Below are 23644 nucleotides of genomic sequence, written 5' to 3'. Positions count from 1 at the left end.
ACCGACAAAGAAGCAGGTCAGAAGTGGTTTTCCACAGGCTCCGGGAAAATTATTCTGATTACTTCTTCAACGATGCCGCAACTCTCACCGACCGGTCGTCCGCAGGAGTCAGCGCGCGACGCGCACCCTCACCACAGCGCTCTTCGCCGAGGTGCCCACGTCGCTGACAGCTGCGACCCTGATCTTGTAGTTCCCCGGCCTGGCCTTCCGGATCACGACCCTCGTCCGCGTCCCGGTGGTGGTGACTGACCGACCTTTGCTGACGGAGACGACATAGCCGCTGATCGGGCTCCCGTTGTTCTCGGGGGTTGTCCACTTCACGACGAGCTTGTCGCGCTTAACCTTGACCAACGGCTTCGCCGGTCGACCCGGGGCACCGGCTGGCGTGACCGACTCGCTCGATCCGGAGGCTGACGACGTACCGATGTCGTTGGCGGCAACCACCGTGAAGGTGTAGGCGATCCCGTTCTGGAGCCCCTCGACCTCGGCCTGGGTCACGGTGCCAGCGACTGTCACAACGCGGCCGCCGGGCGAGGCGGTCACCGTGTACGCCGTCACGGCCGAGCCGCCATCACTGGACGGGCCCGACCACGACACTGTCGCGACCCCGTCCCCCGCGACCGCACGCACCTCGCGCGGAGAACCAGGAGCGGTAGCGGCCGCCGTCGGCGTCACCGCAGCAGACCGGGCGGAGGCCTCCGAGGACCCCACCCCGTTGATCGCCACGACGGTGAAGGTGTAGGCGATCCCGTTCTCGAGCCCCTCGACCTCCGCCTCGGTGACGTCGCCGTCGACCCTGACATTCCGACCGCCGGGCGCGGCAGTGACGAGGTACGACGTCACTGCCGATCCACCGGCCGAGGCCGGCGCTGCCCAGGTCACCCGAGCCGAGGAGACGCCCGGCTGGGCGGTCACACCTCGGGGCGCACCCGGTGCGGCAGCCGGGACCAGGACGTCGTCGGTCCAGGACGACCAGGCGCTCGGACCCGCCGAGTTGAGAGCACGCACGCGGAAGCGCACCGGGTCGTCGGCGTCACGGTCGGGGAACGACAGCACGGTGCTGACGTTGCTCGGACCGGCATCGACACGTCGTACGTCGCCGTCGGGGCCGGTCTCGACCTCGTAGCCGGTGATCACATTGCCACCGTCGTCGGTGGGCTCCGCCCACGTCAGCGAGACGCTGCGGCCGGGTCCGACCTCGACCGCAGGGCGGTCGGGGGCGGCCGGGTTGCCGACCACGACGCCGTCGACGGACAGGAAGGACGTGCTGTTCTGCGCCTGGTCCTCGAGGGGGTAGACCGAGAGCCGGTAGTCCCCCGAAGGCGTTCCCGAGGGGACCTGGATGCTTGCGCGGTAGGTGCCGTCGTAGGCGTCGCCCGACGCGCGGCCCAACGACGTGAACCCGAAGGACCCGTTGCCGGTGCGCTTGGAGAAGGTGACCACGACCGGGAACCCGCTCTCCCTGAGACCGCTGACGTCATCGGTGATGCGCAGCTCGACCTCGACCCGGCCGCCTGTGGCGGCGACGCGTCCGGGCGTGACGCTCGAGCTCGCGAGCACCGGGGCGGTGGTGTCGGCCACCGGCGTGACCGGGCTGGAGGGCGCCGACGCAGGCGAGGCTCCGTAGCCGTCACGCGCGACCACGCTGAACGTGTAGGTCTTGCCGTTCGAGAGCCCCGGCACCGTGCAGGCGTGCGTAGTGCTCTCGCAGGCCGCACCTCCCGGGGACGCGGTCACGAGGTAGGACCGGCTCGAGTCGGTGGCGGTGTAGCCGAAGTCGTGAGCCCACGACACCCGCGCCGAGTTCACCCCAGCCCGTGCCACGACGTCGGTGGGTGCCACGGGCGCGGCCCGGGGGGTCACCGAGAGTGACCGAGGCGAGGGCGCGGAGTCGCCCACCTTGTTGGTCGCGACGACGACGAAGCTGTACGACGTCCCGTTGTCCAGGTCTCGCAGCGTCACCTCGGTGACGTCGCCGGCCACCGTCGCGACGGCACCACCCGGCGCAGCCGTGACCGTGTACCCGGTCACCGGAGTCCCGTTGCCACCCACCTTCGACCACGACACCGCGACCGAACCGTCACCAGCCGTCACCGTCGGCTTGCCGACCTGATCCGGAACGCCCGCAGGCGTGACCTCATCCGAGGCCACCGACCGAGCAGAGGCCCCCGCCACGTTGGTGGCCACCACGGTGAACGTGTACGCCGTCCCGTTGACCAGGCCCTCAAGAGTCGCCCGCTCGACGTCGCCGGAGACGCTCTCCGAGGCACCGCCGGGAGCAGCCGTCACCGTGTACCCGGAGACCGCAGACCCGTTGCCACCCACCTTCGACCACGACACCGCGACCGAACCGTCACCAGCCGTCACCGTCGGCTTGCCGACCTGATCCGGAACACCCGCAGGCATGACCTCATCCGACGGCGCCGACGCCGGACTGTCACCCACGGCATTGGTCGCGACCACGGTGAACGTGTACGCCGTGCCGTTGACCAGACCATCCAGCGTGGCACTCGTCGCGCCCGCACCGACCGTCCTGGTGGCACCACCCGGCGCAGCCGTCACCGTGTACCCGGTCACCGGAGACCCGTTGCCACCCACCTTCGACCACGACACCGCGACCGAACCGTCACCAGCCGTCACCCTCGGCTTGCCGACCTGATCCGGAACCGTCAGCTCAACAGCGCTGATTGCGACCTCGTGCGTCCGGCCAAGCACGGTCGCGTCGCTCGTGTTGGTCCAGATCCCCACACCGGTCCGGGGGTCCTGGTAGTCGACGTTCTGGGTGGGCAGCCCGTCGTACGACCAGTCCTTGCCACCCGCCGCACTGTCGACCTGGGGCGTACGCAGCAGAACACGGCCGTCGGAGTCCGAGAGGCCGCTGGTGCGCAGGGACATGAGATTAACGCTGACATCGCGGAAGAGCCGGTGCGCCCCGTTCGCCTCCCAGCTGTAGCGGAACCAGGTGTTGCCGCTGACCCGAGCCCCCTGGATAGGACGCGCGTTCCGGTCTACGACACGCACCGTGCGCTCGTCGAGGGTCGGCAGGACCACGTCACCCAGGTTCTCGTCGCGCCATAGCGTCCAGCTGGTCGTCTCGATGGCGACGTGGGAGGTGGGGGCGACAGGTGCCTCGACGTGCAGGCTACGAGAACCCGAGCGCATGGCCAGGTTGAAGCGGCCCTCGGCGTCGGTAGTAGAGGTCGGCGAGCTGGTGCCCGAGTTGCGCAGTGTGGCGCCCACGACGGGGATGCCGGCATCGTCGACGAGTCGCCCCTGAACGGTGTGGACCGCGTCTTGGTACGGCGTGAGGGGCGCGGACGGCGCCGAAGCCGGTCCGGTCCCGACCGCGTTGCGTGCGGTGACGGTGACTCGGTATTCCTCACCGTTGGTCAGGCCGCTGATGGTCGCCCGCTCGGTTCCGCTCGGCACCACGACACTTGCACCTCCCGGTGAAACCTCAACCAGGTAGTCCAAGACTTCAGCGCCGTTGTCAGCCGGGGCCGACCACAAGACGATCACCGACTGGTCCTGCCCTGCACCGTGTACCCCCGTCGGCGCGGAAGGGGTCCCGGCAGGGACGACCTCGCTGGAGGACTCAGACATGGGGCCTTCGCCAACGACGTTGGTCGCACTGACAGAAATCGTGTAGGTCGAGCCGTTATCCAAACCCTCCAAGGTGGTGCTGAGAGTCCCGGCGGGCACAGTCTTTGTGATGCCGCCTGGGGCAGCTGTGACGGTGTAGTTCGTGAGGGGTGATCCGTTGTCATGGGGGTCGGCCCAGATCACACTCACAGACTCGTCGCCACCGGATACGGAGGGAGCCGCAGGCGCCTCGGGCCTCCGCAGGACAAGACCGTCCAGCGATGTCGTGTGCTTGTTGCCATCCACGTCAGATCGGCTCGTGTCGCTGAAGTACGAGCCGGTCTTCGAGTCGTTGTACTGGAGGTCATAGACCGGCAGGCCAGACGGCGATGTGCTGCTGGGCTCAGCAGCCGCATCCAGACGCGGCACCCTGACCGCCACCTCACCGGCGGCATCGGTTCGCTTCTGCAACCGATGTTTCGCATCGCGATACCCGATCTCACCGAATGCGGCACTGTCCCCGTCGAGCCACTGTGGGAACACAAAGGCTTGAGCGGAAGGACTCCGGCTCACCCAGACTCCCGAGACCGGCACCCCGTCACTGTCGACAACCTTGATCGTCCGCTTGACCAGATCCGGGAACCGGACCGTACCAAGATCCTGCGACTGCGAGACCACGAACTCCTCAGTGCTGAACCACAGGTAGTCCTCGAAGTTCTGACCTCCGCTACGCGCCATAGTCAGCTCCTGCGGCCCGCGGTTGACCAAGAGCCGAAAGCGACCGTCCGCATCGGAGCGCACGCGAGAGCCTGCCGCGCTGCCAGACACCTCGATGTCCGCCAACGGCTCACCGGCTGCGTCGACAATCGCGCCCGTGAGGTAAGCGGGCGCAGGCAGAGTCGTCGTGTGAATGGCACCGTCGACGCTAGATCGACGGGTATCACCGGAGAAGTAGGCCCCCGTCTCCTCGTTGCTGTACTGCAGACCGTAGACCGGCAGGCCGGACGGCGATGTGCTGCTGGGGTCAGGAGCCGCATCCAAACGCGGCACCATGACCGCCACCTCGCCGACGGCATCGGTTCGCTGCTGCAACCGATGGTTCGCATGGCGATAACCGACCTCACCAAACGCGGCACTGTCACCGTCGAGCCACTGCGGAGACACGAACCCATCAGAAGGCCCCCGGTATACCGAGACTCCCGAGACCGGCACCCCGTCACTGTCGACAACCTTGATCGTCCGCTTGACCAGATCCGGGAACCGGACCGTACCAAGATCCTGCGACTGCGAGACCACGAACTCCTCAGTGCTGAACCACAGGTAGTCCTCGAAAGCCTCCCCACGAGAACGAGTCAACGTCATGTACTGGGATCCCAGACGGGCCGGCAGTGCGAACTTGCCATCCGCATCAGTATGCGCTTGAACGCCACCGTTCATTCCGATTCCGATATCCGCCATCGGCTCGCCCGCGGCGTCGACAAGCGATCCGGAGACCACGATTTGCGATTCCGCCGCGGCCACGCTGGGCGATAGCCCAGTGATGACCAGCACGCAGCCGAGAAGCAGGAACAGAGCACGAACGGGCGCAGCGCGCACCGGACCCCCAAGAAGAGAAGCACCACCGGACTAGACAGGTAAAAGATAGCGCCGGACGCCCCTGGAGCTCGCATTCACACGTATGCCTGTGATAGACGACGGTCCGACTCCGTCTCAGTTCTGAGGGCGCGCCGCAAGGCGCTGCCATCGCATGCGCTTTGGCCCAGGAGTACTGCTCGCTGCTGCGACATTCTTTCGAGATAGACCGACTGCTCGACCCTCCCCGACCGCACCTCAGCCCGAAGCCGGCTCAGGTCAGCTGCAGCGTCGTGACACAGGTGGGGTCGTCGGGGTCCTGGGTCGTGATCGGCGCCGTCCCGGTGCGCCCGTCGTGGGTGATCGTCAGGGTCGCGTCGAGGTCGCGCGGCACCCACAGACCGACGAACCCGTTGTCGTAGGTCCGGCGGGTCTCGTCGACGAGCACCTCGCCGTCGGCGGTGGTCAGTGTGACGTCGACGCTTTCATCGTCCAGCTCGCCGACGCAGGTGGTGAGGCTGTGGAAGTGGCACTCGTGGGTCTGGTCCACGTAGGGCGCGACCGAGACGTAGACCCGGTCCTCGGGCATCGGCAGCCGTGCCTCGCGACCCTGGTCGTCGGTGACGACGACAGCGTCCGGCTGCACGGAGGCGATCAGGTTGCTCGGGCGCTCGGCCAGGGTCATCGTGTCGAGACGCTCGATGAGCTGGGTGGCGTCGAGCCCCTCGAGACCCTGGTCGGCCAGGAGCCCGGCGCCCGCGGAGGCGTCGGCGGAGGTCGATTGCGGCGAGGAGTCCGCACCGGCGCAACCAGCGAGCGCCAGCACCGAGACGACCGCAGCAGCGGCCAGCGGACGCAGCCGGCGGGGTGCGGTCGGGTGGCGCACGAGTAGTTCCTCTCAGGCGGGCGGGTCGTGCGGCCATCCTCCCGGATCGGCCAAGAGCGCCGGCCGTCCCTACACTCACCAGGGTGGGTCGACGTCGAGAAGCACCGGTCGCGGCGATCCTGGTCGCGCTGCTGGCGGTCGGGGTCGTGGGCGGCACCGGCTATGCCTGGTCGCGCTGGAACGACCAGGTGGCCACCGACACCGACGTCGAGTCGGTCGTCGATCCGGGCTCGCGCGACGAGGACCTGCCCGACGCCCCGGGCCTGCCGACGGCGGAGCCCGAGCCGGAGCAGCCGGCGTACGAGCCGCCGACCTTCTCGACCCTGACCCCGACCGCCAACCGGCCCCGCCCGGTGCTGCTGCTGGTCGGCGACGGCTGGGCAGCCGGTGACGGCGCCTCCGGCGACGACGCGTCGTACGCCGCTCGGCTGGGCAACGAGCTGGGCTGGGACGTGCGGGTGGTCGCCGAGCCCGGCGCGAGCTACGTGTCCCCCGGAGAATCAGGCGCCACGGTCTCCGACCTGTGGTCCGACGCCCCGCTCGCCGAGATCGACCCCGACGCCGTGCTGGTGCAGGCCGACTACGCGGGGCCCGACCCCGACGTCGACGCGGTGACCTCGGCGATCGCCGAGTTCGGCGACCGGATCGCCGCCGACCTGCCCGACGCGCCGATGGTCGCGATCAGCTCGTTCCGCCCCGACGGCGTCAGCGCGAAGGACGAGACGGCGATGACGCAGGCGTGGCGCGCGGTCGAGGACACGCTGGTGCTGCGACCGACCAAGCAGGGCTTCGCCGACCTGCCCACCGGTCCCGCCGGCAACCCGCTCGACGCGGGCCACGAGCTGATCGCGACCAGCCTCGAGGCGGCCTTCCGCGAGGCCGGGCTGGTGCCGGGCGGCTAAACCGTCACGACTCCGCCGGCTCCGAGGGGTCGGGCTCCCAGCGCAGCAGGTCGCCGGGCTGGCAGTCGAGGACCTCGCAGAGCGCCTCGAGGGTGCTGAACCGCACCGCCTTGGCCCGCCCGTTCTTGAGCACCGCCAGGTTGGCGGGGGTGATCCCGACCCGGTCGGCGAGCGTGCCGACGGCCATCTTGCGGCGCGCGAGCATCACGTCGATGTCGACGACGATCGGCATCAGATGACCCCGTCGAGCTCGGCCTGCAGCTGCTTGGTCTCGTCGTCGAGCGCGACCGCCTGCGCCAGCAGGGTCCGCATCACGTAGACCACCAGCGCCACCCCCGCGACCACCAGCGCCAGCCCGCAGACGATCCCGACCACCCCGGGCGCGATCTCGTCGCCGGGCGTCGTGCGGTTGGCGTACGCCGCCAGCACGGCGAGCCCGAGCACCACCACGGCTCCGGCGCCGATGGCGGCGATCACGCGGTCGACGTGGCGGAAGGCCGCGAAGGAGAAGACCGTGCCGTGGCGCACCATCGTCAGCAGCCGCCAGATCTCCACCCCGATCACCTGCAGCGCCACGACGCCCACGACCAGGAGCACCACGAGCGGGATGCGAAGGTCGGCGCGGTCCTCGCCGCGGTCGAGCCAGAGCTGGAAGCCCAGCAGGGCCTGCACGCCCAGCGAGCCGACCAGGGCCAGCCCGATCACGCCTCGCAGGACCAGGACCACTCGTGAGTTCATCGCGGGCTCCTCTCGACCAACAACGTATATCTATCGTAACTCGATAGATAGAGCGGCAGTCAAGAAGAGCCCCCTTCCTACGCGCGGAGGCGCCCGGAGTCACCGCGCACGAGGCGTTGGGCCAATCCCGTAGGCGTTCGGGTGTTGCAACACCCCAACGCCTACGGGTTCCCCGGGTACCCGGGGAAACCGCGCGGGTGCCTCAGTCGAGCTCGACGTCAGCCTCAGCCAGCACAGCGGCCGGCGAGCTCCGCAGGATCGGGATCAGCGCGGTCATGCCGACCAGCGGAAGCACCCCGAGGATCGCAAGCGCCCACGGCAGCCCGGTGACGCCACCGAGCCCGCCGACCATGGCGGAGCCGACGGAGCCACCGGTCATGAAGACGAGGGTCGCGATGCCGAGGGCGACACCGCGCACGTGCACCTGCACCGCCTCACCGACCGAGGCCGAGAGCGCGGGCTGGCCGGCGCCGAAGGCGAAGGTGACCAGGATCAGCACCAGGGCGAGCAGCACAGGAGAGAGCACAGCGGAGCCCCACGCGGCGAGGAAGAGCGCCGCCGACGAGGCGACAGCGCCGATGGCCAGCGTGCGCACCGCACCGATCCGGGTGAGCAACGGCCCCGTGAACCGGGGCATCAGCACCGCCACGACCGAGGACGGCAGCAGCAGCACCCCGACCTGCCAGGGCTCCCAGCCGGCCTCGCCGACCAGCACCGCAGGCACCGCGATCAGCAGCCCGAACCAGGCGGCCGGCACCGCCGCGGCGGCCAGCGCCGAGCGCACCACCACGGGGTTGCGGATCACGTCGCGGGGCAGGAACCCGTCGGGTCGGCGCCGCACCTGCAGCGCCACCAGTGGGGTCCCGAGCCCGAGCAGCAGCAGCCCGACGAGCGCGATCACCAGACCGGTCGAGGGCGACTGGATCAGCAGCACCAGCCCGGCGGCGGTCAGCGCGACCAGGATCGCGCCGAGCACGTCGAGGCGCGCCCCGCTGCCCTCGGTGGTCAGCGCCCGCCACACGAACGGGATCACCAGCGCGCCGAGCATCGGGATGGCCATCACCGCGCGCCACCCGAAGGCAGCCTCGGTGAGCCCGCCGAGCAGCGGGCCGAGGCTGGTCACGGCGGCCGCGGTGCCGGCCAGACGGCCGAGGGCCAGCCCGCGCACGGCGCCGTCGTACCGGCCGCTGAGGATCGCCACCCCGAGCGTCGGGACGGCCGCGGCGCCCGCGCCCTGCACGAGCCGGGCGAAGAGGAGCACGCCGTACGTCGGCGCCAGCGCCGCCAGCAGCGCGCCACCGGTCATCAGGCCGATGCCGACGAGCAGCGGGGTGCGGATGCCGACGAGGTCGGAGAAGCGGCCGTAGAGCGCGGTGGTGACCGCGAACATCAGCGCGTAGAGGCTGATCGTCCAGGCGGTGGAGCCGACGCCGATGCCGAAGTCCTGGCCCAGCGCGGGCAGCGCGACGGCGGCCGCTGCCGAGCCCATCCCGGCGACCCCGAAGAGCACGCCGATCAGCATGGACACGCGGCGTGAGTCGTCGATGGGCACGATCTCTCCCAACTCCGCGGCACGGCTCCGCATTCCCGCCACCCTCGCACCGTCCTTCGACCCGGGAAAGAAAAATCCTGGAATTTCCCGGGTCGGATGTGTGGACCGCCGACTCCAGGGAACAGAACAGGTGGCGCCAGGCCCGTCGCGTACACACCCCCCAGTGGCGACGGGTCTGGCGTCCTCACGTCCCGCCAGACGCTGACGGGCGATCAGCCAGCCGGCGGCGGGCCGCCGACGAACGGCAGCACCACCTCGCACCCGACCGGCGTACGACGACGCGGGTCGAGCGCGTCGAGCACGTGCCCGGCCGCGACCGGGTCGGCGGCGACTTGGAAGTGCTCGGCGTAGTCGGTGGCGCACTCGTCCTGCACGACGATGTTGGTCATCCCCCGCTCGATGCCCGAGGTGTAGGGCACCACCAGCTGGTCGTAGCGGGTCATGATGTTGGTGTAGTCGATGCCCTCGACCGCGACCCCGCCGCGACGGATCCTGCGCACGAACCGCGAGTCGGGTGAGAACTGCCCGCACGCCACGCAGAACGGCACCGAGGAGTCCACCGGCGCGCCGAAGGCACCGCCGGTCAGCGCGGCGGCGCCGGCGACCTGGGTGCCGTGCCACAGCGGCGCGATCGAGACGTACCGCCTGACGTGCTTCGCGCCGCCGAGGAACTTCACGTACCAGCTCGGCATCAGGGTGCCCTGGGAGTGCCCGACCAGGTCGACCTTGCGGGCGCCGGTGGCGCGTCGTACGTCGGCGACGAAGCGCTTGAGCTCGCGCGCGCTCGACTGCATCCGCCGCATCCCGCCGAGGGGCTCGGTCGCCGGCCCGCCGATGTCGTCGACGCCGTAGGTGAGCGCGAAGACGCAGTAGCCCTCGTTGGCCAGCAGCGGCCCGTAGGTCTGCCAGTTGGTGGACTGGTTGCCGAAGGTGCCGTGCACCAGCACCACCGGGCGCGGGTGCCGCCGGGTGGGCCGGCAGTCCCAGTCGTTGGTGCCGGGCGCGTCGGTCTGCGCGCCGCCAAGCATGGCGTACGGCAGGAAGTTGTAGGGCACCGGGTAGCGCTCGGCGGCCACCGCGCCGGCGGGCACGAGCGCGCCCGCGAGACCCAGGGCGGTGAGGAGCACGACCAGGACGGCGGGGAGGCGACGCATGCCCTCCCAACGACCCGCGGGGGCGCCGGTGACGCACCTCCCGGAGCCGGTCTCAGTCGTCGGGCTGGCGCTGCGGCAGCTGCACGGTCACGGTGGTGCCCTCGCCGGGGGTGCTGGTCAGGGCGACGCTGCCGCGGTGCGCCTCGACGATGCCGTGCACGAGCGCGAGGCCCAGGCCGGTGCCGGGCACCTGGCCCGACGTGGCGCTGCGGCTGCGGTAGAGCCGCTCGAAGACCTTCTTCTGCTCCGCGGGCTCGATGCCCGAGCCGGTGTCGGCGACCGTGATGACGACCGAGTCGGCGAGCGCGCTGACGGTCACGTCGACGCGACCGCCGGCGGGGGTGAACTTCACGGCGTTGGCGACCAGGTTGTCGACGACCTGGGTGAGCCGGTGCCGGTCGCCGCGCACCGTCGGCAGGGCGTCGGCGTCGCCGACCACGTGCAGCGCCACGCTCTTGCGACGTGCGTCGCGACGTCGGTCTGTGACGACCTCGGTGGCCAGCGCGAGCACGTCGACGTCCTGCAGCCGCAACCGGATCTGGTCGAGGTTGCCGACGGCGAGGGTGAGCAGGTCGGTGACCAGGCGCAGCTCGCGGTCGGCGTTGGCGCGGACCTTCTCGAGCATGTCGCGCCCCAGCGGGCTGAGCGTGTCGTGCTCGAGCTCGTCGAGCAGCTCGGCGTAGCCGATGATCGAGGTCAGCGGGGTGCGCAGCTCGTGGGTGACGGTAGCCAGCAGCTCGTCGCGCAGCCGGTCGGCCTCCGCCTCGAGCCGCAGCCGCTCGGTGATGTCGCGCACCGTCGCGACCGCGAGCCGGGTCTCGCCGAACGGCACCGAGGCCAGCGAGATCTCGGCGGGGAACTCCACCCCGTCGCGCCGGTACGCCGGCAGCTGCAGCAGCCCCATCGGCCGGTGGCTGTAGCCGTTGCGCCGCCCGGGATGGGTGGCGCGCAGCCGCGGCGGCACCAGCACCTCGATGCGCTGGCCCTCGAGCTCGTTGGGCCGGTAGCCGAAGACCGGCTCGACCTGGGTGTTGGCGGCGGTGATCACCCCGTCCTCGCCGACCACGATGACCGCGTCGGGCACCGCGTCGAGGGTCGCGCGCAGCAGCTCGCTGCTCGTCGCCACCGCGTGACCGTCCCCCGCGCCCATCGGCGCCATCTTCTCAAGCAGTCGGCTCGTGCGGGGCGGAGTCGGCAGGACCGGGGGTGAAAAGTCGAGCCGGCGGCCGCTCGAGGGTCGGTACGCCGCGCTCGAGCGGCTCGGCGCCGCCCTCACCGGGGCGGAACTGGCGCAGCGCCACCTCGGCCCCCAGCGAGCCGGCAGACGACTCGTCCCCCGGCTCACGGGCCAGCATCGCCGCCAGGATCTGGGTGGCCATCGCGCCGAGGTCGAGCAGCGGCTGCTGGTGGTGCGAGCGCAGCCCGAGGTCGACCTGGGCGATGGCCTCGATGCCGTGCAGCCGGGCGGTGTCGACCAGGGCGGCGAGCTCGACGGCGTACCCGGTCGGCACCGACAGCGACTCGAAGAGCGAGCGGCGCACCGCCCACTCCCCGGCCAGCGGCTGCACCAGGCCGGCGAGCTCGGGGTGGCGCAGCGCCAGCCAGGGCCGGGCGACGAGCTCGGTGACCCGCCCGCCCTGCAGGCCGTCGGCGCCTGGGCGCTCGTAGAAGCCCTTGACCAGCGAGACCTGCGGGCGGGTGAGCAGCGGGCCGAGCAGGCCGGGCACGAAGTGGGTGTCCCAGTCGAGCAGGTCGGCGTCCATGAAGACGATCAGGTCGCCGGTCGTGACGAAGAGCGACTTCCACATGGCCTCGCCCTTGCCGGGGTGGCTGCCCAGGTCGGGCCGCACCTCCCGGGAGCGGTGCACCGAGGCGCCCGCGTCGGTGGCGACGGCGAAGGTGGTGTCGGTGGAGTCGGAGTCGATGACCACCAGCTCGTCGACGAGCGCGACGGTCTCCATCAGCGCCTCACGGGTGCGGGCCACCACCTCCCCGACGGTGCCCTCCTCGTTGCGCGCCGGCACCACCAGGCTGACCCGGTGCTCGCCCTTGGCCTCGACGAGTTCAGCCAGCGACCAGTCGTCCCACCGCGCGGTGGCGATGTGGGACTGAGAGCTTGAGGTCACCCGGCGAGACTAGTCAGGACCTGCCCAATGGGCTGTCGTCAGGCGCCGGTCTGGGCGACGTCGCCAGGGTGGCGATGCCGTGCCCACCGACGCTCGGCCTTCGCAGCCTTGCGTGGGTCGCAGAAGTGCTCGATGAGCTCTTCGAGAGTGGCCTCGTCAGGAGTGCGAGACCGATGCCACCACCACCGTCGTGCGTCCATCCCTCATGGAACGACCCAATCGCATCGCCGGTCGTCACCAGGAATGGGTACTCGGCCGGTCCGAGGAAAAAATTCAAGCGCTCCAGCGCATGACCCAGTATTGCACTCCGAACGGGTCGTCGGCGTAGTCCACCTCGGGCGCCAGACCCGGCGTCAGCAGGTCCCCGAGCCGCACGAATCCAGCCACATTCCCGACCATCAATTCCTCAGCGAGACTTGGGTCGAGCGCACGCAGCGCGTCAACGTCCCCCGCTCGCAGCGCCTTCTCGAGCTCCGCGTCGTACGCAGCCGCCCGTTCATCGAGGTGCCCCGGAGCCTTCTCCGACCGCCGCGCCGACCCGTTCGCCACCACCAACACCGACGACGCACCAACGCCGGTTGAGGAGGTTGCGCTAGCAACCGTCTCGAAACCACCGTCGCGCCGTTGGTCGAGCAGCGAGGAGCCCCGGCGACGACCGTCGCCGAGACCCGGTGACGCACCCAGCGCCTCAGCCACCCGCCTCCCCTGCGGATCAGCCACGACCAGGACGTCTTCCCCCAGCCACTCGACCGCAGCCAGACAAGCACCCCGCAGCTCAGCGATGGGATCGGTCCGCCCCGCGTACGCCGGCAGCAGCGCCAGCACCCCCGGCACCAGCGCGACCTTGACCCCGGGGCTCATCACACCCAGGACGATAGCCAGGCCGACCCACCCCGCATGCGCTTGACCCGGGCCGCGACCTCCACTGAGGTCCTCCCATGGCGTCGAACTGGTCCTGGCAGTGCTCCCGCGGTCACGAGGCACCCGACAAGGCCGAGACCTGCCCGGTCTGCGGCGACACCGACCTCGACTGGCGGAGCACCGGCACGACTAAGGAGTGGGAGGTCGGCGCCCTGCTCTACATCGTGCTGGGCCTCGGCCTGGTCGCGGCCGGCCTCGGCATGTGGGTCAGCGCCGTCGACGGCACCCTCGTGGTGCTCGGTGGGGTCCTGCTCGCTGGCGGCATCTTCTCCGGGACCGTCGGAGCAGTCGCCGAAGGCATCCGGATGTCACGCCCCGACTGAGGAAGCGCAGCCGACAGGCAGCCGACAGACAGAGCTAGCGAGGCCGGGCCGTCAACCGCGCCGCGAGCACGCCACCGATGGCACCGAAGAGGTGCCCCTGCCAGGAGATGCCGGGTTGCCCAGGCAGCACGCCCCACAGGATCGAGCCGTACATCAGGAACAGCACGATGCCGAGCACGATCTGCCCGGGCCGCCTGGCGAAGAAGCCACGCAGGACCAGGTAGGTCAACCACCCGAAGACCAGCCCAGAGGCGCCGATGTGACTGGTGCCGGAGCCGGCGACCAGCCACGTGCCGAGGCCGGCCACCACCCACACGATGCCGGTGGCCAGGAGACCTCGTCGCACGTCGCCAACCAGCACCAGGAAGAACAGCAGCAGCGCGAGCCCAGAGTTGCTGACCAGGTGCGGCCAGCCGCCGTGCAGCAGGGGTGCCAGCAGCACCCCGACGAGGCCCTCGTCGGTACGCGGGCGGATGCCGTTGTCGTCGAGCGTGGCACCGGGCGTGAGCTGGTCGGCGATCTCGACGACCCACAGCAAAGCCACGAAGCCCACCGCTGCGAAAGCCGCGGTGGGCCACGTGCTTCGCTTCGAAGTCGCCGTCGAGCTGCTCATGCAGCCAGCCTAGACAGGCGAGGGTCAGCCAGCCTCTCGGACGGCATCGACGTTCTCGCGGTACCAGCGAACGGTGGCTTCGAGACCCTCACGCAGCCCGATCTGGGCCTCCCAGCCGGCCTTGCGGAGCTTCGTGACGTCCAGGAGCTTCTGGGGCGTCCCGTCGGGCTTCGAGGTGTCCCATTCAGTGCGACCCTCGAACCCCGTCACGGCGGCGATGGTCTCGGCGATCTCCTTGATCGTGACGTCCCGGCCGGTGCCCACGTTGACCTGGTCGGGGCCGTCGTAGTGGTCGAGCAGGAACAGGCAGGCGTCCGCCATGTCGTCGACGTGGAGGAACTCGCGGCGCGGGGAGCCGGTGCCCCAGTTGGTGACGGTGTCGGCTCCGCTCTGCACAGCCTCGTCGTAGCGGCGGATCAGCGCGGGCAGCACGTGGCTGCCGGTGGGTGAGAAGTTGTCCCCTGGCCCGTAGAGGTTCGTCGGCATCGCGGAGATCCACGGCAGGCCGTGCTGACGTCGCACTGCCTGCACGCCGAGGATGCCGGCGATCTTGGCGATGGCGTAGGCGTCGTTGGTCGGCTCCAGGTGCCCGGTCAGCAGCGAGTCCTCGGTGATGGGCTGGGCAGCGTGCTTGGGGTAGATGCACGACGAGCCCAGGAACAGCAGCCGCTCGACCCCGACCTCCAGTGCGGCGTCCATGACGTTGGTCTGGATGCGGAGGTTCTCGGAGAGGAACTCCACCGGGTAGGTGTTGTTGGCCAGGATGCCGCCCACCTTGGCCGCGGCCAGCACCACGTACTCCGGGCGCTCAGCGGCGAAGAACTCGAAGACGGCGTTGCGGTCGCGCAGGTCGAGTTCAGCCGAGGAACGCCCGACCAGCGAATCGAAACCGGCACGCTCCATGCGCCGCCAGATCGCCGAACCCACCAGCCCGCGGTGGCCAGCGATGTAGGTCCGCCGGGTTCGGTCCAGGGGCCCCACGATGGTCGCCTCAGACACCGGTGATCCCGGGAGCACCCACCACCGGCCAGTTGGGGAGGCCGACCTTGTCGTACCAGGGCCGACCCTCGTGCTCGAGCGCCTCGATGTCGGCGTCGACCATGATGCGCGCCAGCTCGTCGGTCTGCACCTCGGCCTTCCAGCCAAGCTTCTCGTACGCCTTCGACGCATCGCCGACCAGGGCGTCGACCTCGGTGGGGCGCAGGTAGCGCTCGTCGAAACGCACGTACTTCTCCCAGTCCATCCCCGCGTGCTCGAACGCGGTGGCCACGAAGTCGCGCACCGTGAAGTTGCCACCGGTCGCGAGGACGAAGTCGTCGGGCTCGTCGGCCTGCAGCATCCGCCACATGCCCTCGACGTACTCGGGCGCGTAGCCCCAGTCACGGATCGCGTCGAGGTTGCCGAGGTAGACGTGCTGGTCGAGACCGGCCTTGATGCGCGCCACGGCCCGGGTGATCTTGCGGGTCACGAAGGTCTCGCCGCGACGGGGCGACTCGTGGTTGAAGAGGATGCCGTTGGTGGCGTACATCCCGTAGCCCTCGCGGTAGTTCCGCGTCACCCAGTAGGCGTAGGCCTTCGCCGCCCCGTAGGGCGAGCGGGGGTAGAACGGGGTCTCCTCGTTCTGCGGCGGCGGGGTCGCGCCGAACATCTCCGAGCTGGACGCCTGGTAGTACTTGCAGTCGACCCCGGCCAGGCGCACCGCCTCCAGCAGGCGCATGGCGCCGATGCCGGTGGTGTCGCCGGTGTGCTCGGGCTCGTCGAAGCTCACCCGCACGTGCGACTGGGCGCCCAGGTTGTAGACCTCGTCGGGGTTGATCTGGTGCAGCAGCGTCACCAGTCGAGCACCGTCGGAGAGGTCGCCGTAGTGCAGGAAGAGCTTGGCGCCCTCGGCGTGGGGGTCCTGGTAGAGGTGGTCGATGCGCCCGGTGTTGAACGTGGAGGCACGGCGGATGAGGCCGTGCACCTCGTACCCCTTGCCCAGCAGGAGCTCGGCGAGGTAGGAGCCGTCCTGGCCGGTGATGCCGGTGATCAGTGCCCGCATGGTGATCCTTTGCTTTGTGTTGGTGGCGCGACGGTATCGCGTCCCTCGCCGCGACTCCTCTTTGTGATGGCGCCGCTGGGCCGATGTGTAAGGGCCGTCACTGGCGGCCCCTACTTGATCGAGAACGCCTCGTCGTTGGTGTCGTAGAAGACGTTGCCGAGCGCCTCGATCTTGAACCACGCGTCGTCGGAGGTGACCTTCGGCAACCGGACCCGCACAGCACCGTCGTTCTTCGTCTTGCGAGCGACGTTGCTCCAGGTCTCGCCACCGTCGGTGGTGAGCTTGACGCGCACGTTCTTGGCCAGCGAACGGGTGCGGGCGACGTCCCAGGCCACGCGCACCTTCTTGCCGCCCTGGAGGGCCCGGCCGTCGTCCTGGGTCTTGACCAGGAACGGGCCGGCCTTCTTCTTCATCCGCAGCTTGACGTCGTCGTAGGAACTGCCGCCGCCCTCGGTGAAGCCGTCGCGGGCGGTGAGCCGGAAGACCAGCTTGTGGTTGTTCTCCGACGCGGTGCCGCGGTAGTCGCGGGTGGGCAGGAACTCCGAGAAGCAGTCCAGCTCGCGGTCGGTGACGATGACGGTCTTGGCCTCTTCCTCCTCCTCGGTGTCGATGCGAGGCGTCGGGCAGGCGCCCGTCTTGGCGTTGGTGGCGCCGCGCATCACCTGGCGCAGGTCGGGGAAGCTGCGCTTGGCGCTGCTGTCGGCGCTGTTCTGGCCGGGCGAGGGGCTGAGCAGCGCCGCCTCGTTGGTGACGACCGCGTTGTCGCTGAACACTCGGAAGAGCGGGCCGAAGATCTTGCGGTTGCTGGTAAGCGCGGTGCCCAGGCCCGTGTTGTCCTGCTCCCACAGGAAGGTCAGGTCGTCGCCGTCCTCGTCGGTGGCCCGTCCGGAGAGCTCGAAGGGGGTGCGTGCCGGGATGACCCGGTTGCGCCCGGCCTTGACGACCGGCTTGTGGTTGGCGGTCACCGCGATCTGGTCGCCCCGGTTGGCAGCAGGGCCACCCTTGGCGGTCTCGCCGACGAAGGCGGTCACGCCCGCGCTGCCGGTCACGGCCAGCGAGGTGTAGTTCTTGCGCTCGCCGTTGCCGCTGCCGTAGGGGTCGAGCTCGTCGTTGAAGATCACCTGGAAGCCGGCTTCGCTGGGCACCCCGGGGTTGGCGATGGCCTGGCTGAAGTCGCCATAGGCGTCGTAGCCCCAACGAGCGATCCGCACGTCCACGTCGGTGACGGCCTCGACAGCCGCCTCGACGCCGGCGCGGTTGTAGTTCTCGCCACGGGTCACGGTGCGCGACTCGTCGCCGAAGCTGATCTCGAGGCTGTCGCCCGGGCTGTCGAAGTCCCGCAGCGAGACCGTCTGCACCTCGTAGCCGCTGCGCACCCGCTCGGTCACGAACGAGGTGACCTCCTCGACTGTGAGCTGCGAGAAGTAGGGGTCGGTGTGCGGCTGCAGGTCGTCGGTGCCGCAGATGCCGGCGTAGGCCATCACCGAGGAGCCGGAGCCGGGCTCGACCGAGGCGTCGGCGATGTTGCCGCCACAGGCGCCCTGGGTGCCGTTGAAGGTGTGGTTGGCCGCGAACTGGTGGCCGATCTCGTGGGCCACGTAGTCGATGGCGAAGAAGTCGCCGCGCGGCTCGGGCAGCCCCGTGCAACCGCCCGAGGAGTAGTCCTGACCCACGACGCCGAGGTAGGCGACACCGCCGCCGTTGACGCCGAGCACCAGGTGGCCCACGTCGTAGGCGTCGGCGCCCACGACCTGGCCGAGCACGGTGCGCATCCGCCCCAGCGCGCCGGGGCTGCAGAACTCCAGCATCCCGGGCACGTAGTCGTCGGCCTCCGGGTCGTCGCCGACCGGCGGGTCGAAGCAGGGCGCGGAACCGCAGGGGCCGTCGGCACCCTGCGCCTTGGCCGCGGTGTCGAAGTTCAGGTCCTCGGTGCCGTCGATGAGCACCATCCGGATGCCGAGGTCGTCGTTGTAGACTTGGTTGACCCGGTTGATCAGCGTGAACTTCTCGGCCAGGACGTTGTCGGTGCCGAAGTAGTCCGCGTACGACGGGTCGTTGGCGATCGCGATCCGGTAGGTCCGGCGGGTGACCAGCTCGCCGGCCTCGGGGTCGGCGTTGTCGGTGCCGACGCGGGACGCGATCTCGCGGGGCTCTTCCTGCTCGAGCAGGTCGGGCACCGGGGCGGCGGCGTCCTTGGCGTAGTAGCTCAGGTGGGCGGTCGTGCCGGCCTTGTCGTACGCCGGGTCGACCAGGTAGTCACCGCCCGGGCCGCGCACCGAGGCGTGCAGGCCCAGCGGGGTCACGTCGAGCACGACGCTGCGTCCGGGGGTGTCGAGCGACTGCCCGGCGTAGCTGCGCAGCTCGGGGTGGGCGGCGGCCAGCGCCGGCTCCATCACGGTGGTGCGGTGCACGCGGAAGCGCTCTGCCTCGCCCTCGGGCGTGGGCAGCTCGAAGACCTCGCCGCGTGCGGCGGCCCGCTTGGGCGCGCTGGTCAGCGCGGCCCGTGCGGCCTGCAGGTCGATCCGCACGGCGGCGAAGTCCTCGGCCTCGACGCGCACCCGGTCGCCGCTGGGCTCGAAGTCGGGCAGCACCGAGAAGATGTCGTCACCGTCGGCCGTGGAGCGCAGCGTGGTGGGCGCGGCAGCGGCGGAGCCGGTGGTGGTGAGTGCGGGCAACAAGCCGGCGGCCAACGCAGTGGCGGCCAGCACGGCCAGGCGGGAGCGAGTCATGAGGTCCGTCTCGTCGAGGTGGTGGCTCCCCCGAGGACCGTCCGGAGCCGATCGTCAGTGTGCTTGATCAGTTCTTGACGCGCCAGCGTCCGAGCAGCGTGCCGTGGTCCTCCAGAAGAAGGGTCAGGTCGAGCTCGGTCTCGACCGGCGCGCCCTCGGTGATCCGGCCATAACCGCCGCCAACGATCTGCGGCACAGTGGTGGCGGTCAGCTCGTCGACGCAGCCCTGGAAGACCAGGTCGCGCAGCAGGTGCGGGCCGCCCTCGCAGAGCTGGTGCACCCAGCCGCGGTCGGCGAGCTCCTTCTTCAGCAGCGCCAGGTCGACGCGGTGCGAACCCAGCGTCAGCACGTGCTCCTCGCCGAGCAGCTCGCGGGCAGCGTCGACGCCGTCGGAGCGCGAGCAGGTGGCCAGGTAGACCGAGCCGGCGGGCGCGTCGCGCAGCGACTCGGGCACCTGCGCCTTGCGGCTGACCAGCACGATCGGCACGTCGGCGGGTCCGTAGGCCTCGGCCTTGGCGGTGCCGGCACCCACCACGATCACGTCGGCGAGACCGCGGAGCACCCGGAAGACCCGGCCGTCGGCGTCGTTGTTGATCGAACCGGAGTCACCGGCTGCACCGGTGGCGGAGCCGTCGACGGTGCTGACCATGTTGCAGCGCATCCACGGCTTCGCCGCGCTCGCCTCCGCGGCGTAGAGGTTCGTCAGGTCGTCGTCACTGACGTCGTCGTTGCTCTGAGCACCGATCAGGACTCGCATGGGCCTACTCCATCCCCCAGGGCTGCACGCCGACCGGCGCGTCGACGCGCCCTTACTGTCTCAGGCAGCTTCTTTGCCACATCGCGCAGGGTGGGGTGCGCGCTTCGGATCAGGAGCCGAAGGCCGGCTTCTCCTTGGCCAGGAACGCGCGCACGCCCTCGGCGAAGTCGATGCCCGTGTAGACCTCGCGCAACAGGTCGGCGTCGCCCGCGGGCGAGGCCTCGAGCCGGCGGGCTCGGTCGAGCAGCTGGCCCTTGGTAGCCCGCAGCGTCACCGGCGAGGCGGCACGCAGCCCCTCGAGCAGGGTGGCGAGCTCGGCGTCCAGGTTCTCGGTCACGGCCATCAGCGCCCCCACCGCGTACGCCCGATCGGCGCCGACGAGCCGCGAGGCCAGCAGCATCTCGCGGGTGATCGGCTCGCCGAAGACGGTGGCGCAGCGGTAGACGATGGAGGCGGCCAGCGCGTTGCCGAGGGTGCGGGCGATCGGGTAGCCGAACCGGGAGCCCGCCGAGGCGATCCGCAGGTCGCAGTGCGTGGCCACGGCCAGTCCCCCACCGACGCAGACCCCGTCGATCGCGGCGATCGTCACCTGGGGCAGCGCGAAGAGCGCCTCGAGCAGCTCGCGGATCCAGTCCTCGTAGGCGACCGGGTCCTGCTCGAGGAAGTCGGAGATCTCGTTGCCGGCCGCGAACGCGCGGCCCCCGGCGCCACGCAGGACCAGCACCCGCACGTCCGGGCTCTCGCGCAGCTCGGCGCAGAGCTCCTTGAGCGCCGCGTACATGTCGCGGGTGAAGGCGTTGTGGCGATGCGGCCGATCGAAGGTCACCTCCACCACTCCGTCGGTGCGGGTCACCTGCAGGTCGGGGGTCTCCTCGCTCACGGCGGTGAGCGTACGGCGCCGTCCGGTCGTGACCAGCCAGAGTCCAGGTCGCGGCCACGGGCGGGTGAGACTTGTTGCATCCATGAGCGACCTGTGGGATTTACATCCCGTTCACGACGAAGATATGCAACGCGCCCGCACCTCACGGTAAAGTCCGCCAGGTCCCGGCCAGTCTCGACCGGTGACGGCAACAGCACCATGGGGAGCCTGTGTGACCACCACGTCCGAGAACACTCAGACTCTGACCTCGGCTTCCCCGCACCGCCTGCTGCGATACCTGCCGGCTTCGGCGCTGCTTATCGACGCACTGTTGGTAGCCGTCGTCGGACTGGTCGCCATCGTGGGCCGTCGCGAGCTCGACGTCTTTGCGTCGTCCGCCCAGGTTGAAAGCCAACTTGCGGTTGCCGGTCCCCTGATGATCGCCGGATGGATCGCCATGCTGGCGATACTCGGCGCCTACCACCGCGACGTCTTCGGCGCAGGGACCGACGAGTACCGACGCGTGCTCAACGCAAGCCTGCTGGCGGCCGGGGTCACCGGCGTCGGCAGCTATCTGGTCAAGTTCGAGCTCTCCCGCGGCTTCTTCATCCTCGCCTACGGGCTGGGCGTTCCTGCCCTGCTTTTCGGTCGCTTCGCCCTGAGACGGGCGCTGCATAGCGCCAGGCGGCGCGGCCTGCTTCGTCAGCGGGTCCTGATCGCCGGCTCCCGTTCCCACATCGACGAGGTCGCTCGGGTGCTGGCCCGCGAGCCCTGGCTCGGCTACGAGGTGATCGGGGCCTTGACCCCGGAGTACGACCTCAGCGAAGAGACAGCCACCGGGCTGCCGGTGGTAGGCAACGCCAATGAGGCGACGACGCTGGCCAAGGCCTACAGCGCTGATTCGATCTTCTTCACCGGCGGCGCCGTCGGGTCGTCCTCACAGTTCCGACAGGCCGTCTGGGACCTGGAGCACGAGTCGATTCAGGTCGTCATCGCCCCGAGCGTCACCGACATCTCCAACGAGCGCATCAGGATTCGGCCCGTCGGCGGCCTTCCGCTCATGCACATCGAGCCTCCCACGTGGACCGACGCGTCGCGCTGGGGCAAGCGCCTGTTCGACTCCCTCGGTTCGCTGGGGCTGATCCTCGCCTTCTCACCGGTCTTCTTGCTGGCCGCCACTCAGGTCAAGTTGCATGATCGTGGGCCGATCTTCTTCAAGCAGACGCGCATCGGCAAGGACGGGCGAGAGTTCCAATGCTTCAAGTTCCGCACCATGGTGCAGAACGCCGAGTCGATGGTGGCCGAACTGCAAGAGCAGCAGGGGCAATCAGCTCTGCTGTTCAAAATGAAGGACGACCCTCGCATCACCCCGCCGGGTCGCTGGATGCGTCGCCTTTCTGTCGACGAGCTTCCTCAGTTGTTCAACGTGCTGCTTGGTCACATGAGCCTCATCGGTCCCCGCCCGCAGGTCGCTCGCGAAGTCGCTCTATATGACGACTCGATGAGTCGTCGCCTGCACGTGCGGCCCGGCATGACCGGCCTGTGGCAGGTCTCGGGACGGAACGACCTCACGGCCGAAGAAGCCATTCGGCTCGACCTCTACTATGTCGACAATTGGTCCATGCTTCAGGATATTTCGATCCTCGCTAAGACGCTCGGCGCGGTGCTCAGCAGCCGCGGCGCCTACTGAAGTCGAGCGGCCTCTTCTCGTTCAGACGATCACCATTCAGCCGGCCTCGCGAAGCCGGTCGGCGTTGTCGCGATACCACTCCACCGTCAACTCGAGTCCCTCTCGTAGGCCGATGCGCGCTTCCCACCCGGCCTGACGCAGCGTGGTGACGTCGAGCAGCTCTTGCGGGGTGCCATCGGGCTTGGACGTGTCCCACTCGGTGGCACCGTCCAACCTGACTTGGGTCACGTCGTATCGACGGATCAGCGCCGGCAACACGTGGCTGCCGGTCGGGGCGCCCGGCCCGTCCAGGTTGGTCGGCATCGCCGAGATCCACGGCAGGCCGTGCTGTCACCGGACGGCCTGCACCGCGAGGATGCCTGCGATCTTGGCGATCGCGTAGCCATCGTTCGAAGGCTCGAGGTGGCCAGTGAGCAGGGAGTCCTCCGTGATCGGCTGCTCCGCCAACTTCGGAGATGCACGACGAGGCTAGGAACAGCAGCCGCTCGACGCCGACTGCAAGGGCAGCGTCCATGATGTTGGTCTAGATGCGCAGATTCTCGGAGAGGAAGTCCACGGGGTACGTGCTGTTCGCCAGGATGCCGCCGACCGTGGCAGCCGCCAGGACGACATGGCGCGGTCGCGCGTCGTCGAAGAACGCGAAGACCGCGTCGCGGCCCCGTAGGTCCAACTCGGACGATTTCCGCCCGATCAGCGACGCGAAGCCGTCCCGCTCCATGCGCCGCCAGATGGCCGACCCGACAAGTCCACGGCGACTCGCGACGTACGTCGGCGCCGTCCGGTCTAGGTGTTCTCCCCACGGAGGTTGGGTACGCGGTCTGCGGGGGTCTTGCCGGCCAGTAAGGTGTGGCCTCGGTGGTGATTGCAGGGGTGGCGGAAGCCGGGGAAGGCTGCGGCGCGTTCTGACTCGGACAGGTAGGGCTGGGCGTAGGCCCATCCCTCGAGCATGGTGAAGCGCCCGAGGTTCTCGGCCGTTCCTCTACGGGGTGCGGCTCTCGGTTGAGAGCAGCGTAGTGGGCTTGCTCGTACTCGACGGGCGGGATGTTGCCGAGGGTCGAGTGGAGCCTGCGGTTGTTGTACTTATGCAGGTGATCGTGTCAAGGCCCGTGTCATGACGCGTCGTGGTCGAGGCGCTCGAGGAGGCCGTCGAAGATCTTCTGTCTAGCGACTTGGCCCTTGCTCTGGGCGTCGTCGCGTTG

20 protein-coding genes and 1 pseudogene are annotated in these 23644 nt (G+C 69.7%); 3 read left to right on the top strand and 18 right to left on the bottom strand.

Annotated elements, in window-relative coordinates:
• Window positions 1-108: 108 nt before the first annotated feature.
• Entirely contained in the window at window positions 109-5178 is a 5070-nt protein-coding gene (locus QWJ41_RS11495; protein WP_302708341.1) for a fibronectin type III domain-containing protein, read from the bottom strand.
• 250 nt (window positions 5179-5428) lie between these two features.
• Complete coding sequence (locus QWJ41_RS11490; protein WP_302708340.1) at window positions 5429-6040, bottom strand: CueP family metal-binding protein; 612 nt, start codon at window positions 6038-6040, stop codon at window positions 5429-5431.
• An 83-nt stretch (window positions 6041-6123) separates the two neighbouring features.
• Here QWJ41_RS11490 and QWJ41_RS11485 point away from each other — a divergent pair, with 83 nt between their 5' ends.
• The gene (locus QWJ41_RS11485) at window positions 6124-6942 is read left to right on the top strand and encodes an SGNH/GDSL hydrolase family protein (protein ID WP_302708339.1); all 819 of its coding nucleotides are present in this window, start codon (window positions 6124-6126) and stop codon (window positions 6940-6942) included.
• Window positions 6943-6946: 4 nt separating this feature from the next.
• Here the strand turns inward: QWJ41_RS11485 and QWJ41_RS11480 are convergent, their stop codons facing one another.
• From QWJ41_RS11480 to QWJ41_RS11450, 7 genes are all read right to left on the bottom strand, one after another.
• The gene (locus QWJ41_RS11480) at window positions 6947-7174 is read right to left on the bottom strand and encodes a helix-turn-helix domain-containing protein (RefSeq protein WP_302708337.1); all 228 of its coding nucleotides are present in this window, start codon (window positions 7172-7174) and stop codon (window positions 6947-6949) included.
• On the bottom strand, window positions 7174-7680 hold the full coding sequence (locus tag QWJ41_RS11475) for a DUF2975 domain-containing protein (protein WP_302708335.1): 507 nt from the start codon (window positions 7678-7680) through the stop codon (window positions 7174-7176). The genes QWJ41_RS11480 and QWJ41_RS11475 overlap by 1 nt, the downstream gene beginning before the upstream one ends.
• 202 nt (window positions 7681-7882) lie before the next feature.
• Window positions 7883-9232: an MFS transporter gene (locus tag QWJ41_RS11470; RefSeq protein ID WP_302708334.1), complete on the bottom strand. Its 1350-nt coding sequence runs from the start codon at window positions 9230-9232 to the stop codon at window positions 7883-7885.
• 212 nt (window positions 9233-9444) lie between these two features.
• Window positions 9445-10386 (bottom strand): esterase/lipase family protein, encoded by a 942-nt coding sequence (locus QWJ41_RS11465; protein WP_302708333.1) that lies wholly within the window; start codon window positions 10384-10386, stop codon window positions 9445-9447.
• 52 nt (window positions 10387-10438) lie between these two features.
• Window positions 10439-11512 carry an ATP-binding protein gene (locus tag QWJ41_RS11460; protein ID WP_302708331.1) on the bottom strand — a complete coding sequence of 358 codons (1074 nt, stop codon included), beginning with the start codon at window positions 11510-11512 and terminating at the stop codon, window positions 10439-10441.
• 37 nt (window positions 11513-11549) lie between these two features.
• Entirely contained in the window at window positions 11550-12512 is a 963-nt protein-coding gene (locus tag QWJ41_RS11455) for a glucosyl-3-phosphoglycerate synthase (protein WP_302708329.1), read from the bottom strand.
• A gap of 273 nt (window positions 12513-12785) precedes the next feature.
• The gene (locus QWJ41_RS11450) at window positions 12786-13373 is read right to left on the bottom strand and encodes a class III extradiol ring-cleavage dioxygenase family protein (protein WP_302708327.1); all 588 of its coding nucleotides are present in this window, start codon (window positions 13371-13373) and stop codon (window positions 12786-12788) included.
• A gap of 77 nt (window positions 13374-13450) precedes the next feature.
• On the opposite strand from QWJ41_RS11450, the gene QWJ41_RS11445 reads away from it, so the two are divergent.
• Window positions 13451-13756 carry a hypothetical protein gene (locus tag QWJ41_RS11445; RefSeq protein ID WP_302708325.1) on the top strand — a complete coding sequence of 102 codons (306 nt, stop codon included), beginning with the start codon at window positions 13451-13453 and terminating at the stop codon, window positions 13754-13756.
• A gap of 34 nt (window positions 13757-13790) precedes the next feature.
• Here QWJ41_RS11445 and QWJ41_RS11440 read toward each other — a convergent pair whose 3' ends face one another.
• From QWJ41_RS11440 to QWJ41_RS11415, 6 genes are all read right to left on the bottom strand, one after another.
• Window positions 13791-14369, bottom strand: coding sequence for a rhomboid family intramembrane serine protease (locus QWJ41_RS11440; RefSeq protein WP_302708323.1), 579 nt, complete (start codon window positions 14367-14369; stop codon window positions 13791-13793).
• Between the two features lie 24 nt (window positions 14370-14393).
• On the bottom strand, window positions 14394-15350 hold the full coding sequence (locus QWJ41_RS11435) for a GDP-L-fucose synthase family protein (protein WP_302708321.1): 957 nt from the start codon (window positions 15348-15350) through the stop codon (window positions 14394-14396).
• 10 nt (window positions 15351-15360) lie between these two features.
• Window positions 15361-16410: a GDP-mannose 4,6-dehydratase gene (gmd, locus tag QWJ41_RS11430; protein ID WP_302708319.1), complete on the bottom strand. Its 1050-nt coding sequence runs from the start codon at window positions 16408-16410 to the stop codon at window positions 15361-15363.
• A 110-nt stretch (window positions 16411-16520) separates the two neighbouring features.
• Entirely contained in the window at window positions 16521-19139 is a 2619-nt protein-coding gene (locus tag QWJ41_RS11425) for a reprolysin-like metallopeptidase (protein ID WP_302708317.1), read from the bottom strand.
• 67 nt (window positions 19140-19206) lie between these two features.
• The gene (locus QWJ41_RS11420; RefSeq protein ID WP_193670692.1) at window positions 19207-19896 is read right to left on the bottom strand and encodes a dihydrofolate reductase family protein; all 690 of its coding nucleotides are present in this window, start codon (window positions 19894-19896) and stop codon (window positions 19207-19209) included.
• Window positions 19897-20005: 109 nt separating this feature from the next.
• Window positions 20006-20776, bottom strand: coding sequence for an enoyl-CoA hydratase-related protein (locus QWJ41_RS11415; RefSeq protein WP_302708315.1), 771 nt, complete (start codon window positions 20774-20776; stop codon window positions 20006-20008).
• A 211-nt stretch (window positions 20777-20987) separates the two neighbouring features.
• Here QWJ41_RS11415 and QWJ41_RS11410 point away from each other — a divergent pair, with 211 nt between their 5' ends.
• The gene (locus QWJ41_RS11410) at window positions 20988-22445 is read left to right on the top strand and encodes a sugar transferase (RefSeq protein ID WP_302708313.1); all 1458 of its coding nucleotides are present in this window, start codon (window positions 20988-20990) and stop codon (window positions 22443-22445) included.
• Between the two features lie 36 nt (window positions 22446-22481).
• Here QWJ41_RS11410 and QWJ41_RS11405 read toward each other — a convergent pair whose 3' ends face one another.
• The 3 genes and pseudogenes from QWJ41_RS11405 to QWJ41_RS11395 form a co-directional block, all read right to left on the bottom strand.
• Window positions 22482-22748 (bottom strand): Rossmann-fold NAD(P)-binding domain-containing protein, encoded by a 267-nt coding sequence (locus tag QWJ41_RS11405; RefSeq protein ID WP_302708312.1) that lies wholly within the window; start codon window positions 22746-22748, stop codon window positions 22482-22484.
• Between the two features lie 220 nt (window positions 22749-22968).
• The gene (locus tag QWJ41_RS11400) at window positions 22969-23163 is read right to left on the bottom strand and encodes an NAD-dependent epimerase/dehydratase family protein (RefSeq protein ID WP_302708311.1); all 195 of its coding nucleotides are present in this window, start codon (window positions 23161-23163) and stop codon (window positions 22969-22971) included.
• Between the two features lie 65 nt (window positions 23164-23228).
• Window positions 23229-23396 (bottom strand): annotated as a pseudogene (locus tag QWJ41_RS11395) (IS481 family transposase); the annotation flags it as partial.
• Window positions 23397-23644 lie beyond the last annotated feature (248 nt).

This window comes from Nocardioides cremeus (assembly GCF_030518195.1).
GTDB classification, from domain to species: domain Bacteria; phylum Actinomycetota; class Actinomycetes; order Propionibacteriales; family Nocardioidaceae; genus Nocardioides; species Nocardioides cremeus.
This window is presented reverse-complemented; position numbering and strand designations above follow the sequence as displayed.

Coding starts and splice junctions, on each gene's coding strand:
- QWJ41_RS11440 (WP_302708323.1), bottom strand. CDS start 14,369: ATGAGCAGCTCGACGGCGACTTCGAAGCGAAGCACGTGGCCCACCGCG.
- QWJ41_RS11450 (WP_302708327.1), bottom strand. CDS start 13,373: ATGAGCCCCGGGGTCAAGGTCGCGCTGGTGCCGGGGGTGCTGGCGCTG.
- QWJ41_RS11400 (WP_302708311.1), bottom strand. CDS start 23,163: ATGGAGCGGGACGGCTTCGCGTCGCTGATCGGGCGGAAATCGTCCGAG.
- gmd (WP_302708319.1), bottom strand. CDS start 16,410: ATGCGGGCACTGATCACCGGCATCACCGGCCAGGACGGCTCCTACCTC.
- QWJ41_RS11425 (WP_302708317.1), bottom strand. CDS start 19,139: ATGACTCGCTCCCGCCTGGCCGTGCTGGCCGCCACTGCGTTGGCCGCC.
- QWJ41_RS11465 (WP_302708333.1), bottom strand. CDS start 10,386: ATGCGTCGCCTCCCCGCCGTCCTGGTCGTGCTCCTCACCGCCCTGGGT.
- QWJ41_RS11405 (WP_302708312.1), bottom strand. CDS start 22,748: ATGCCGACCAACCTGGACGGGCCGGGCGCCCCGACCGGCAGCCACGTG.
- QWJ41_RS11445 (WP_302708325.1), top strand. CDS start 13,451: ATGGCGTCGAACTGGTCCTGGCAGTGCTCCCGCGGTCACGAGGCACCC.
- QWJ41_RS11480 (WP_302708337.1), bottom strand. CDS start 7,174: ATGCCGATCGTCGTCGACATCGACGTGATGCTCGCGCGCCGCAAGATG.
- QWJ41_RS11420 (WP_193670692.1), bottom strand. CDS start 19,896: ATGCGAGTCCTGATCGGTGCTCAGAGCAACGACGACGTCAGTGACGAC.
- QWJ41_RS11475 (WP_302708335.1), bottom strand. CDS start 7,680: ATGAACTCACGAGTGGTCCTGGTCCTGCGAGGCGTGATCGGGCTGGCC.